The organism is Bradyrhizobium sp. USDA 4506 (assembly GCF_054058795.1).
In genome coordinates this window covers 2,096,321-2,109,866 of record NZ_JBSSBM010000002.1, presented here as the reverse complement: position 1 = coordinate 2,109,866, position 13,546 = coordinate 2,096,321, and the positions used below count along the sequence as shown (strand labels likewise).

11 protein-coding genes are annotated in these 13,546 nt (G+C 60.5%); 5 read left to right on the top strand and 6 right to left on the bottom strand.

Annotation, left to right across the window (positions count from 1 at the left end):
* Positions 1-11: 11 nt before the first annotated feature.
* A complete protein-coding gene (locus ACVIHF_RS11955) occupies positions 12-404 on the bottom strand; it encodes a RidA family protein (protein WP_253636039.1) in 393 nt (130 codons plus the stop codon).
* Positions 405-546: 142 nt separating this feature from the next.
* On the opposite strand from ACVIHF_RS11955, the gene ACVIHF_RS11950 reads away from it, so the two are divergent.
* Positions 547-1,038 carry an Lrp/AsnC family transcriptional regulator gene (locus tag ACVIHF_RS11950; protein WP_253610031.1) on the top strand — a complete coding sequence of 164 codons (492 nt, stop codon included), beginning with the start codon at positions 547-549 and terminating at the stop codon, positions 1,036-1,038.
* 280 nt (positions 1,039-1,318) lie between these two features.
* On the opposite strand, the gene ACVIHF_RS11945 is transcribed toward ACVIHF_RS11950, so the two are convergent.
* Complete coding sequence (locus ACVIHF_RS11945) at positions 1,319-1,783, bottom strand: DUF6946 family protein (protein ID WP_456792133.1); 465 nt, start codon at positions 1,781-1,783, stop codon at positions 1,319-1,321.
* Positions 1,784-2,993: 1,210 nt separating this feature from the next.
* Between ACVIHF_RS11945 and soxC the strand changes: the two genes are divergently transcribed.
* Positions 2,994-4,265 carry a sulfite dehydrogenase gene (gene soxC, locus ACVIHF_RS11940; RefSeq protein WP_456792132.1) on the top strand — a complete coding sequence of 424 codons (1,272 nt, stop codon included), beginning with the start codon at positions 2,994-2,996 and terminating at the stop codon, positions 4,263-4,265.
* Entirely contained in the window at positions 4,252-4,788 is a 537-nt protein-coding gene (locus tag ACVIHF_RS11935) for a c-type cytochrome (RefSeq protein ID WP_456780757.1), read from the top strand. The genes soxC and ACVIHF_RS11935 overlap by 14 nt, the downstream gene beginning before the upstream one ends.
* A gap of 92 nt (positions 4,789-4,880) precedes the next feature.
* Here the strand turns inward: ACVIHF_RS11935 and ACVIHF_RS11930 are convergent, their stop codons facing one another.
* A complete protein-coding gene (locus ACVIHF_RS11930) occupies positions 4,881-6,860 on the bottom strand; it encodes an alkaline phosphatase family protein (protein ID WP_253609015.1) in 1,980 nt (659 codons plus the stop codon).
* Between the two features lie 343 nt (positions 6,861-7,203).
* Here ACVIHF_RS11930 and ACVIHF_RS11925 point away from each other — a divergent pair, with 343 nt between their 5' ends.
* Complete coding sequence (locus tag ACVIHF_RS11925) at positions 7,204-8,643, top strand: IS1182 family transposase (protein WP_253607763.1); 1,440 nt, start codon at positions 7,204-7,206, stop codon at positions 8,641-8,643.
* Positions 8,644-8,937: 294 nt separating this feature from the next.
* Here the strand turns inward: ACVIHF_RS11925 and ACVIHF_RS11920 are convergent, their stop codons facing one another.
* The gene (locus ACVIHF_RS11920; protein ID WP_456780758.1) at positions 8,938-10,062 is read right to left on the bottom strand and encodes a lactonase family protein; all 1,125 of its coding nucleotides are present in this window, start codon (positions 10,060-10,062) and stop codon (positions 8,938-8,940) included.
* A 32-nt stretch (positions 10,063-10,094) separates the two neighbouring features.
* A complete protein-coding gene (locus tag ACVIHF_RS11915; protein ID WP_456792131.1) occupies positions 10,095-10,850 on the bottom strand; it encodes a ThuA domain-containing protein in 756 nt (251 codons plus the stop codon).
* A 404-nt stretch (positions 10,851-11,254) separates the two neighbouring features.
* Between ACVIHF_RS11915 and ACVIHF_RS11910 the strand changes: the two genes are divergently transcribed.
* Positions 11,255-11,743 (top strand): adenylate/guanylate cyclase domain-containing protein, encoded by a 489-nt coding sequence (locus ACVIHF_RS11910; RefSeq protein ID WP_456780760.1) that lies wholly within the window; start codon positions 11,255-11,257, stop codon positions 11,741-11,743.
* Positions 11,744-11,881: 138 nt separating this feature from the next.
* On the opposite strand, the gene groL is transcribed toward ACVIHF_RS11910, so the two are convergent.
* Positions 11,882-13,528 carry a chaperonin GroEL gene (gene groL, locus ACVIHF_RS11905; RefSeq protein WP_456780761.1) on the bottom strand — a complete coding sequence of 549 codons (1,647 nt, stop codon included), beginning with the start codon at positions 13,526-13,528 and terminating at the stop codon, positions 11,882-11,884.
* Between the last annotated feature and the right edge of the window lie 18 nt (positions 13,529-13,546).

Sequence of the window (13,546 nt, the reverse complement as noted above, 5' to 3'; positions counted from 1 at the left end):
GATTGTTCTACTTATCGCTTTGCGACGCAGTCGATTTCGATCAGGGCGTCCCTCACGAGATCAGTGACACCGACGCAGGTCCTGGTCGGTCGATGATCCGGATGAAAGAACCGGGAGTAGACCTCGTTCATTTCGTCGTAGTCGCGCTTGAAGCTGGTAAGATACGCGCGGACGCTAACGACGTTTTTCATCCCAAGGCCGAGGCTACCCAGCACCCGTTCCATGTTCTTGAGGGTCTGCTCGGTTTGTGCCGCAATACCGTCAGGAAGGCGCGAACCGGGGTCATCGAGATTTCTCGCAAATTGCCCCGTCAAAAACACAAATCCATCCGCCTCCACAGCGTGGCTGCTCGGCGACATCGACGGAGGTAACCCCGGCACGGTGTGGCGCGTAATGGTGGTCATCATCACCTCGTTCGGAATCTCAGGCCCGGATCTCCGGCGCAATTGCCGTCCGGATCGACCGCTGTCATGGAGCTGACAGTATTGCGCTTTGTCGAGAAAAGGCCTCTAAGTGAGCCCGGATCCCGTGATTTTGTTGCGCGCTATGCCACCGACACAAGAATTTCGCTTGAATGATCTCGATCCTCAGGACCTTGCCATCCTGGAGATTCTTCAGCGAAACAACACAACCCCACAGCGGACGATCGGAGAGATGGTCAATCTTTCCGCGGCTGCCGTGCAGCGACGGATCAGTCGTCTGGAAAAGCACGGCGTTATCCAGGGCAACGTCGCGATCCTGAACCCCGCTTCGGTAGGTCAACCAATCACCGTTCTGGTGGAGGTCCAGATCGAGAATGAACGGCTTGACCTGCTGGAGGCGTCAAAGGCGAGTTTCGCTTCGGCCCCGGAAGTGCAGCAATGCTACTACGTGACGGGAGAGACGGATTTTGTGCTCGTCGTGACGGTCGGATCAATGCACGAATACGAGCAGCTGACCAAGCGCCTGTTTTTCGAGAACCACAATATCAAGCATTTCAAAACCCTGGTCGTGATGGACCGGGTGAAGGCGTCGATGGCCTTGAGTCTGCCGAAGTAAGGACCGCGAAAGAAGTCCACCGTTGCGGTCGACCCATCAGGCAAACGGCGAAGACCGGGTCGGCAAGAAGCAGTGCCCCCTGCTGCGGGAACGCCGGGTCAGCCGGCGGTGGTATGCCCAACTCATGCCGTCCGGGTGCTGACCCGATACACCTTGTCGCTTACGAAATTGAACAGCGACGTCTCCTGCAACGCGCCTCGAACAGCAACTCCCGTTGCCGGGTTTGTTCTGGGACGATCTGCGATCAATCTGAACTGCTCGCTCGGTGCCATTTTCATCTCTACCACAAGCTCTGAAGATCCACTGGACGCAGTCGCTTGTGGATCAACGCCAAGGCATCAACATAGTATTCCGTCGACGCAGCAGATGCCGGCATCTCCGGCGAAGTGAATTTGAGGTATGCGAGCATCGGGCGTTTTCTCGTAGCAAAAGAAGATGCTGCAGCGTAGGCCGATGCTGCCCGATGCAGCATTTGATACTCGCAATCAGCGATTTCTTTCAGCGATAGCGGCGTGCACTCGAGCCTCATCAAGGCCAGCCACCCCTTGAGCACTTTCTCCCGGTTCGATATGTCGGCGCCCTTTGAAAGCCAGGTACCGACCGTATCGTATGGAGGCTCGGTCCATTTAGACTCGATGGCAACGCATGCGTTCTCGGAGATTGCCATGATATCGGTGTGTGAAGGGGTCCCTCGCCCCTTCGACTGATGATCGACCTTGAACTCAAAATGGAGGTCCGCCGGCATCGGCACCTCGCACCCACTCAACACCTTCCGAAACGTGTTCCGTTCGTCCTTAACGAGCGCTAGTAGCGGCGCAGTTGATCGATACGGCGAGTTAAACGCGTCGACATTGTATGAATGAAGCAACGCCGCAAGATCACGCACTGGCGTTCGATCAAAATGGAGCCCCGCATCACTCGTCATGCAATATGCCCCCCTCTATGAAAATCTATAAAAACCGGGTCGCCACTTCCGTTCTTTGAGCCAACTCCCCTGCCCTCAATTTTCACCCGACCTGGATAACAGTTCTCCTGGCTGCCATGTCGACAGCCAATCGCTCGCCGGACTCCTTGTCCGCCGCAACGCAGAAAGTGTTGGCGTCTCGGCAGGTGGATGAGCTTTGGCCCTTCTCCACGCTGCCGTCCGCCACAGCACTCCGCCGCTAATGTGGAATAGAAATGCCGGTCTCGATCAAGTTAAGTCGGCATCCACAGCTCTGGCCGCCCGCGGAACGAAAACCGGTGAGAACGACCTCACGAAAATCTATGCCAACCTACGCGATTGTAGCCGATCGCACTCCCCACTCAATCATTTAGGACGACATTACGGCGTTGATTTGCAAGCACAAAGCTTGCAAGCTGGCGGTCAAATCCCGACGGTATATCCGCGCTAACTTCTTGGTCTTGAACTCACAGGAAAATTCAAACCGCTCGGAGGAATGGCTGCTTCGGCAAGTATCGGAGTCAATCGACTAAGTGGACGCGCGTGCTTTGCAGTATGAGCCACCTCCACACTCGCACGGCTTTGTCTCCGATACCGTCAATGATCAGGAAAACCTGGTTTGGTTTGTACGGTGATCGCTCGCACCGCTCACCGGACCACTCCGTCCCCAGACGTTCAGGTCCGCTTTGCGCCAAGAGCTGCCACTCTGGCGAGGTCACGTTTTGACCCAACTCGGAAATTGGAGCCATTGGTCTTGACCGGATTGTTGGTGCGACATCCTGGCCATATGAAGTTCTTTTGGATAGGCGTTGGATTCTGTAGTCTTCTTTGGAGCTGCTTTTCGAGACGGGACGTGCCGACGTCTCCGTTCGAGGCGAATGGCAGCTGGGAATGCCGTCGGCAGGCATCGCACTCTCAATAAAGCCGACAGTCCATTTGTGCCGGTCTCACCGCCACTGCCCGTGCGCGCGGGCACGCGAGTTCATTTGACCGCAACAAGGGAGTGCTGCTCATGGTTAGAAAAACTCATCCCGAACCAGGCGATCCGGCGGCGGGCAACGGAATTCTAAGCCGCCGTATCTTTCTTGAAGGCGCGCTCGTTGTCGGTGCGACCGGCGCGGGCCTGTCCCGCGGATCGGCAGAACCGCTTGCGGTGCAGCCTTGGATGAAGGTCCCGGGTCCGGGATTTGCGGGCTACGGCCAGCCATCACCGTTCGAGAGCAAGGTCGTCAAAGTCTTTCCGCCGCCCCCCAACCCGGCCGGTGTCGGCGCGTCACGCACGCCGCTGCTCATGCTCGAAGGAATGATCACGCCATCCGGGCTGCATTTCGAGCGTAGCCATTCCGGCGTCCCGGAAATTGATCCCGATCAACACCGGCTGGTGATCCATGGACTTGTCAAGCGCCCGCTTGTGTTTACGGTCGAAGCGCTGTCGCGCTATCCGATGCAATCGCGCATCGCCTTCATCGAATGTGGCGGCAACAGCCAGGCGCTCAACGCGCCTCAGGCCCAGCCACTCAATGTGGCGGCTATTCACGGCCTGCTGGGTTGCTCGGAATGGACCGGCGTGCGGCTCTCCACGTTGCTCGACGAAGCCGGAATCGAACCTGAGGCGCGCTGGGTGATCGCCGAGGGCGCGGATGCTGCCGCCATGAGCCGCAGCATCCCCCTCACCAAGGCGATGGATGATGCGCTCCTCTGTCTCTATCAGAACGGCGAGCGAGTGCGGCCCTCGAACGGCTATCCCGTGCGGCTGCTGCTGCCTGGTTTCGAGGGCAACATGAACGTGAAGTGGCTGCGCCGGCTCAAGCTGACTGCCGGCCCCGCCATGACCAAAGACGAAACATCGAAATACACGATCCTGCTCAAGGATGAAAAGGCCTGGCAGTTCGTGTTCCCGATCGAAGTGAAATCCTTCATCACCCGTCCGTCGCCGGGACTCGCGCTGAGAGGACCGGGATTCTACGAGATTTCCGGACTAGCCTGGTCGGGTAACGGCAGCATCCGACAGGTCGACGTCTCGGCTGACGGTGGACGGAGCTGGGCGCCGGCGGCTTTGCAGGGCCCGATCCTGCCAAAGGCGCCCGTGCGCTTCCGCGCAGCGTGGCAATGGAACGGCGGTCCGGCCGTGCTGCAGAGTCGCGCCACCGACGACACGGGCATGGTGCAGCCAACGCGCGCGCAGTTCGCCGAGGAGCGCGGCTTGCGTGGGGTCTACCACTACAACGCCATCGCAAGCTGGCACATCGACGAGAAGGGGGAGGCCAGCAATGTTTACGCTTAAACCCATTGCAGTCTGCGCATCTATGCTGACCGTCGCACCGGCCCTGGCCCAAGTCCCGCAGTTCGGACAACCGATCGCGCCCGCCGATATCGCATCGTGGGACATCAGCATCGGACCGGATGGCGCAGGTCTGCCGCCTGGTCGTGGCACCGCAATCGAGGGGGAAGCCATCTATGTAGCGAAATGTCAGTCCTGTCACGGCGAGAAGGGAATAAAGCCCAGTGTCGCGCTCGCTGGAGCGCTCGTCGGCGGCATGGGCACACTGGCGCCAGACAAGACACCGATAAAGACTGTGGGAAGTTACTGGCCCTACGCAACGACGCTGTTCGACTACACGCGTCGCGCAATGCCATTCCTGGAGTCGAAATCGCTCACCGCGGACGAGGCCTACGCGGTATCGGCCTATATCCTCAATCTCAACGGAATCGTCGGATCGAACGATGTGATCGATGCGCAGTCGCTGCCCAAGGTGAGAATGCCGAACCAGAACGGGTTCATCCCGTTCCCGCGCAATCCGAAGTAGCTTCGGGGCCGGACCTTGGTCCGCTTGTGGGCCCAAAGCGGCTATCCCGGATTGTCCGCTGTCGCCCCGTTGTCAGGGGTGAAGCAGACATCCTACTCCCGGATCGATGTCGCGTGGTCGAAATAGGTATAGCTATTGCCGCCGCGGCTCAGCACCTTGGTGTGTAGCTCGACCGCATACGTGCTGAGTCTCGGATCAATGCCGCGGCCGTCTAGATCGGTCGGCAGCTTTATGGTCAAGCCGGTCCGGGTCGAAGAGCGGTGTGTCTTGCGCAACACGCTGAAGTCGGTGACCGGTGGGCCGTCCTTCAGTGCCTCCTCGAGCACGCGACCCTGCAAGTCCGGCATGCTGAGCTTGAGGATGTGCGCAACGGTCGGGGCGATGTCAACGTTGGCCGTGGGCAGCGTGTCGTAGAGGCCTACCTTGAAATCGGGACCGCGCGCCAGCAGCGAGATACGCGTGTCGGTCGGTGAGAAGCTACCGTGGTCGCCGCGGCGGTTGACCGAGCTTGCGTAGCTGATGCCCGGCTTGCCGGCCACTGCGATGGTCCCGTCGTAATTGAAGCTGACGATGACGTCCGGCGCTCGTCCGGCCACCTTTGATTCCGTGTTGATGAGGCTCATCGGCAGCGTGCCCGCGATCTCGTCGTAGCGGTCGCTCACGAAGATTGCGCCGAATTGCTGCCGGCTCTGTAGGCTGGCGACAGCGGCCTTCACCACACCGAGGTTACCGTCCGGAACGAACAGGTAGTCGCTGCCGGCGTTGGCGGCCACGACGACCGCACCCGCCGGGACTGGCTTCGGCACAACAAATGCCGCGGAGGTAAGTTTCTGGGGCTTGCCGCAAATGCTTCCGTCGTCGTCATCCCGCAGCGGCTGCAGGTGCGTGCCGTCGGGCAGGATGCCCGACAGGATCGGGATAGCGCGGCAGCCAACACCGTCGTAGGCCTTGAGCCCGTCGCGTGACAGTAGCTCGGCTGTGCGCACGAAGCCCGACACCGAGTAACCATGTGGATCGACGGCGCCGGCGCCGCCGTCGGCGATGTCGCGCAACGGGAAGTGCGCGACGTCGCCGGAAACCGTGCTGTGATTGTGGTCCTGGGTGATGATAATGTCGGTCGATTGCTCCCAGCCAAGCTCGCGAAGCTTGTCCATGACGCGGCCCAGAATCTCATCATTCATCCGGGTGGCGTCGATCGAATTGTAGGTCCCCGGTCCATAGGCGTGGTTGGTGGCGTCCGGCTCCTTTGACCAGAACACGGTCAGGTCCGGTTGCTTGACCGGTAAGATGTAGTTGACGAATACATCGGTCAGGTACCGAAAGCCGGGCCGCGACAGCGCCCCCGTACGATCGAGTGGGTTGGCGGTCTGCCCGTCCTTCAGCCGCTGGATCGGGATCGGCGCAGTGGGATCGCCGTTATCCTTGGCGAGATTCAGTTCGCGAGCCGGATGGGCGTTAATGCTGTTGCGCGGCAGCGCGTAGCCCGCGTTCTGCAGTTCCTTGGCGAAGGCGAGCGGTATCGCCGCGTCCTCGTCGAGAATGATGCCGCCCCGTAGATAGTCCTGAATGAAGGCGGCGCCGAACTTGCCCACGGCTGCGGTGGTCAGGCCGTTGGCCTGTGCTGCCTGCAGCAGTGTCGGAACCCGCGTCAACCTGCCCTGGTAGGCTTCGCGCACCGCCTCGACCACGCCGAAATCCTCGATGAAGGCCGGCGCCGAAAAGTCGATCTCGGCGCCTTTGGCGTTCTTTCCGCTCGCGCGCGGGGCGTACACCACGTTGCCGTAGAATCCATGCGTGCCCGGATAGGTGCCTGTCGCGATGGAGGCGGAGTTCATCATCGTAAACGTTGGATACACCGCGTGATGGTCGGCGAAGATGACACCAGTTCGCGCGAGCGCGAAGTAGTTCGGCGTGATTTCCGGTGCCAGGTCGTCAGCGCGCAGCCCGTCCCAGACGAAGACGATCGCCCGCCGCTTGGCGGACGCGTCCGCCAGTTGCGCGAACACGTCGCTGGCGAGCGGGGGCAGTATGATGAAGAGGGCACTGACGAGAGCAAGCGATCTCGCTTTCATGATTCGCCTCCAGTTCGGGCACGGCTGCGGCCATCCGGATCTGAGCAGCGGAGGACCGGCCGCTTGCATCCGCCGGGTGCGTCTCGCGAGAGGCTAGGACTAAAGCTGCAGGGCCGTCCAACACATAATTGTACTATTATTTATGCAATCTGGAGGCCGCCTCAATTAGCGGCGATGTCGCCTGTTGGCCCTGAGTCGAACAACGCTTAAGCCGTTGCCCTGTCTGCTGTCCGCACCAGACCGGACATCGGCCCTCGCTCACCTCGACCGCTGCTTTTGACCCTGGCTGTGTGAAAACGCTGGGCTGCTGTTATGATTCTCCTGTGATTCTTTGGGGGAATCGATGAGGCGCTTCGTTGAAGAGGCGGATCGTGGACAGCGGTCGCTGTTGCCCGAATGCCTCGATGACTTCATTGACGAGAGCAACCCTGTTCGCGTGATCGACGTATTTGTCGATGCGCTCGGTTTGGCTGAGATGGGCTTTGAGGGTGTGGAGCCGGCGGCCACCGGTCGGCCGTCGTACCATCCCTCGGTGCTCCTGAAGCTTTACATTTACGGTTATCTGAACCGGGTACAGTCGAGCCGGCGGCTGGAACGAGAGGCCGGGCGCAACGTCGAGGTGATGTGGCTGCTGGGTCGGCTCGCTCCCGATCACAAGACGATTGCGGACTTCCGCAAGGACAACGGCCTGGCGCTGCGCAGGGTATGTGCGCGCTTCGTCGAACTCTGCCGAGAGATGGGTCTGCTGGCGACGGCGAGCGTCGCCATCGATGGCAGCAAGTTCAAGGCCGTGAACAACCGGGACAGGAACTTCACGCGCGCGAAGATGGAGCGACGGCGTGCTCAGTTGGAGGAGAGCGTCGCGCGCTATCTGAGCCAACTTGACACGGCCGACCGCCAGGAGCCGACCGAGGCCCTGGCCACGAAGGTGACGAGGCTTACCGAGAAGCTGACGAAACTGAAGGAGGAAATGGGCAAGCTTGCCGTCTACGAGAAGCAGATGCTTGCGTCACCCGACCAGCAAATCTCCCTGACCGACCCCGACAGCCGCTCGATGGCGACGAGCGGGCGCGGCTCTGGTGTTGTCGGCTACAACGTACAGGTCGCCGTAGACACCGAACACCATCTGATTGTGACGCACGAGGTGACGAACAGCGGCTCGGATCGGGCACAACTTGCCAATATGGCCAAGCGGGCGAAGGCTGTTCTGAAGACTGAGACGCTCGAAGCTGTAGCCGATCGCGGCTACTTCAACAGCCCAGAGATCCTTGCGTGCCACGAAGCGGGCATCACGGTAACTCTGCCCAAACCGCTAACGTCCGGCGCTAAGGCAGACGGACGCTTCGGTAAACAGGACTTTGCCTATTTGCCAGAGGAGGACGTCTATCGCTGCCCGGCCGGGGAGCGGCTATCATATCGCTATACGAATGAAGAAGACAGCAAGGTGCTGCGGCGCTACTGGACCACGGCCTGTCAAAGCTGTTCGCTCAAGACCCAATGCACGCCTGGGTCAGAACGGCGGATTACGCGATGGGAGCATGAGCATCTGCTCGAGGCTGTGCAGCAGCGCCTTGATGCAAGCCCGCACGCCATGCGTCAGCGCCGCGAAACTGTCGAGCATCCGTTCGGCACCATGAAGGCCCGCATGGGAGCGACACACTTCCTCACCAAAACGCTTCCGAAAGTGGCGGCCGAAATGGCGCTCTCCGTCCTGGCCTACAATCTGACACGGGTCATGAACATCGTCGGGATCAAGCCGCTGATGGCTGCGATCGCGGCATGACACCAATCCAGTCCCGACTGCCTCGGGACTGGCGTTTTTACACGACCAAGACCCGATGCGGACATCGCGAATTGGCGTCCGACAAGTAAGCGTATCGGCCAGACTGAGCTGGTGAACCGAAAAGGCATCCTCCCCAGATTTTTGACAACATGTACGACGACCTCCTGAAAAGGAGTTGCGCAGAGCGTAACTGCGCACCGCGATCCAACCGTTTCTAGCGGCTTTTGACCGGGCTTGACCCGGGGGTCTGTTGGCTGGCCGGGGCAAGCGCGGCCAATACGGTATGAGGGTCGGTTAGTCGTGGATCCTATCGACGATCTCAACCCAGTTCGGCTGCTTACCCATCGGATATTGCTTGACGCTCTTCAGCTCACCGCTGTTCTGGTCGATCGCATGGACGGTCAGGCTCGCTGAATCCATCCCCACGGCCAGCAAGAACTTTCCGCGCGGATCGATATTGAAGCCGCGCGGGGTCTTCTCGGTCGGCCATTTGCCGATCCCGGTCAGTGTGCCCCTCTCGGGATCGATCTTGTACCCATGCAGCATGCTGGTCGTGCGCACGGCGCCGTAGAGGAAGTTTCCGTTCGGCGTGATATGGATGTCGGATGCAAAGGCCGAATCTTTTTGGTTGTAATCGCCGGTGTCGACGAACGCCACCTCGGTAAGGGTACCCTTGTCCTCGTCGATCGAATAGGTGCCAATCGTCGCGGTCGTCTCGGTGATGAGATAACCCCATTTGCCGTTCGGGTGGATGATGAAATGGCGCGGGCCGGCGCCGGCCTTGGTGGCCACCGTGGGCGGATCGTTGGGCGTCATCATGCCGGTGCTGGCATCGAACTTGAACTGCATCACGTAATCGGCGCCGAGCACCGGCACATAGGCATGCTTGTTGCTGGCGTCGATGGAGACGCAATGGGCCTTCGGCTTGGTGTCGATGATCTGGGTCGCCTTGTCTTCAACGAGATAGCGCGCGTCGATCGGGTAGACTGCCACTTTGGCGCCGGCATAGGACGCGCCGAGCAGGTATTTGCCAGTCTTATCGACGTTGATGTAGGCCATCTGATCGACCAGCGCCGTCGCGTTGAGATGGGTGAGCTTCCCGTTGGTATGGTCGATGGAGAACGTCGACACCGGATACGGTTCGCTGCGCAGTTGCGCGTAAAGGAAACGCTCGTTTGGGGCCAGCGCCATCGGCAGGCTGACCAGCGACGTCTTCTCCGCGCCCGGCACCGGCGCCTTCTCGACCATGGTGAGCTCACCGGTGTCGCGGTTCATGCCGAGGACATAGATGTCCTTGGTGCCAGCGTTCGAGACGTAGACGAATGTTTCGGGGCCATCAGCAGTCGCTCCGATCAGGGGAAGGACGCCGAGCGCAGCGATCCCGCCGAGCCCGAGTCGCAATACGCGGCGTCGTCTCATGATGTCCTCCTACCGTTGCAATTCCGGTGGCACTAGGCCGACCTTCTCGTAGACCAGAGGATAGCGTTAGTGAGAATTGTCTGGCAGCGCGGGTCCTGCCAGACTGACGCCTCGTGGCCGAGCGCCGAATAGAATACTCGTCCCTCGCCGAAAAATCGTTTCCAGGCGAGCGGCCAACCATAGAAGCGTCGATGCACACCGGCCTTGCTGAGGTCCACTGAACCCTGGTCGAGGCGCAGGAGCACGCGTGATCCACGATAGTCGAAGTCGCTGATCTGGTAGATTTCATCGTTCAACTGCAACGAATTCCCGAGAAACGCCACCAGTGGATCTGCTGCATCAGCCACCTGGATAGTCACATTCTGATGCCAGGGATGACCATTGAAGTAGCCGCCGATCAGATCGAGATAGTCTGGCCAAGTGTAGAATGTGTCCGTGGCCGAGTGAACGCCGAGGAAGCCACGGCCTGAGCGCACAAAGTTGAGAAGAGCCATCTTTTGGACGCCGCTCATCGGAATTTCACCGCTTGTGTAAAACATCACAGCGGCGTACCGCTCGAGGTTTCCGGTCGAAAATTCAGACACGTCTTCCGTTGCAATGACTTCAAAGGCACCGGAATTCCTTCCAAGCTGCGTCAGGATTGCCCCGGAAAGTGGTATGACGTTGTGCCGATAGCCGGCCGAGTATGTGAAATAGAGGACACGTTCTGGCGGGTGCTCTGCACGCGCACCGAGCGGTCGGATTGCCGCCGCGCTGCTGCCGAGTGCGATGAACTCGCGTCGCGTCACAATCCTCTCCCGATGCCTTACCGGCCAGAAAAGCTTAGCACATATCAGCGCGCCGCGCGTCCTGCGGTGCCGCTCTGTCCAACGCCACCGTTCAATTGATTGCCTCGGCTTGGCAATGTCGCTTATTGGCCCATCGCGTCAGATCGCGCCAACGCAGCACTACGGTCGCTTTCAGCGCGAAGCGGATATAAGCCGCTAGGCAAAGCTGCCTGAATCGGTCGAAAATGACCCAACTCTGACCTCCTGAGTTGACGCACGCCCATTGCCGCCGTGCCACGGGCCCGGCAGATGCCGCTTGCGGCAAACAGGGCTTTCCCGCGATTACCGCTCACAGGACAGCAACAAAGTGCTAGGCTCCTCCCCTGTCCCACCGGCGGGGCTAGTTTGGTCGTTCGGAGTGCGCTGTGACAGAGCAGCGGGTTCAAGGGCGACTAGCGGCGATCTTGGCGGCCGACGTGTTCGGCTACTCTGCGTTGATGCAACGCGCTGAGGAAGCCACCTACGCCGAGTTCGAGCGGCTGAAGCACGAAGTAATCGAGCCTAGCCTCTCCCGCCACGACGGGCGACTAATCAAGACCACAGGTGACGGCGCATTGGCCGAGTTCGCAAGTCCGTCGGCTGCGGAGCGATGCGCGGTGGAGGTACAGGAAAGCATCGCGTCAGGCCGAAGCTCCCTTAAGCTACGCATTGGCATCAATCTCGGGGAGCCGGTTGCATTTCTGCGAGCCGCGCTTTGCTCTCAAACAATGCTTTCAAGGAATTTGGGAGACGACATGGTCGAGGTGTATTCAAACGTTAGGCGTGATCTGCTCGTTGTGAAAAAGGATTTCCGGTGCCGGACATCGGCGTGGAAGGAAAATGGCGCAAGAGCAAGAAGCGGGTCATCAGGGTGAGCGAGGAGATCAGGCAGGTAAAGTGAACGCGTGTGCTGGCCGCAACGGCCACTGCTACCCCTCACCGCCTTCAATGGCAACGCGGAAAGGCCCGGCATCGCTGCCGGGCCTTTTCCCTCGAGCGCTGAACGGTTGAGCTCAGAAGTCCATGCCACCCATCCCGCCGCCCGGGGGCATACCGCCGGCACCAGCGCCGGTGTTCTTCTTCGGCACTTCGGCTACCATGGCTTCGGTGGTAATCAGAAGCGCCGCTACGGACGAGGCGTTCTGGATCGCGACGCGAACTACCTTGGTCGGGTCGATGATGCCCTTGGTGACGAGATTGCCGTACTCGCCGGTCTGGCTGTCGAAGCCGAACGAATATTGATCCTTCTCGAGGATCTTGCCGACGATGACGGAGCCATCCTCGCCGGCATTGATCGCGATCTGGCGAGCGGGAGACGACAGCGCCTTGCGCACGATCTCGACGCCGGTCTTCTGGTCGTCGTTCTTGGTCCGGATGCCCTTGAGATGCACGGAGGCACGGAGCAGGGCGACGCCGCCGCCCGGAACGATGCCTTCCTCGACGGCCGCACGGGTCGCATGCATCGCGTCATCCACGCGATCCTTGCGCTCCTTCACCTCGACCTCGGTCGCGCCGCCGACGCGGATCACCGCGACGCCGCCTGCGAGCTTGGCGAGACGCTCCTGCAGCTTCTCACGGTCGTAGTCCGAGGTGGTCTCCTCGATCTGCGCCTTGATCTGGGCAACGCGGGCGTCGATGTCGGCCTTCTTGCCGGCGCCGTTGACGATCGTGGTGTTCTCCTTGTCGATCATCACCCTCCTAGCGCGGCCGAGCATGTTGAGCGTCACGTTCTCGAGCTTGATGCCGAGGTCTTCCGAGATGGCCTGGCCGCCGGTCAGGATCGCGATGTCCTGCAGCATGGCCTTGCGGCGATCGCCGAAGCCCGGGGCCTTCACGGCCGCGACCTTCAGGCCGCCACGCAGGCGGTTGACGACGAGGGTAGCGAGTGCCTCGCCTTCGACGTCTTCAGCGACGATGACCAGCGGCTTTCCGCTCTGCACCACGGCCTCGAGCAGCGGCAGCAGCTCGTTCAGCGAGGAGAGCTTCTTCTCGTTGATCAGGATGTAGGCGTCTTCCATTTCAGCGCGCATCTTGTCGGCGTTGGTGACGAAATAGGGCGAGATGTAGCCGCGGTCGAACTGCATGCCCTCGACGACGTCGAGCTCGGTCTCGAGCGACTTGGCTTCCTCGACCGTGATCACGCCCTCATTGCCGACCTTCTTCATGGCGTCCGCAAGGAACTTCCCGACTTCGGCATCGCCGTTGGCCGAAATGGTGCCGACCTGGGCGATCTCCTCGTTCGAGGTAACCTTCTTCGAGTTCTTTTCCAGATCCGCAACAACGGCCTCGACCGCGAGATCGATACCGCGCTTCAGATCCATCGGGTTCATGCCGGCGGCAACCGATTTGGCGCCTTCACGCACGATCGCGGCGGCCAGCACGGTCGCGGTGGTGGTGCCGTCGCCGGCAACATCCGCCGCCTTCGACGCCACCTCCCGCACCATCTGCGCGCCCATGTTCTCGAACTTGTCCTCGAGTTCGATCTCCTTGGCGACGGCAACGCCGTCCTTGGTGATGCGGGGCGCGCCGAACGACTTGTCGAGGACGACGTTGCGGCCCTTCGGACCGAGAGTGACCTTCACCGCATTGGCGAGGATGTCGACACCGCGCAACATGCGGTCGCGGGCATCGACGCCTAATTTGACTTCTTTAGCTGACATATTTTTCCTCCCAGAATT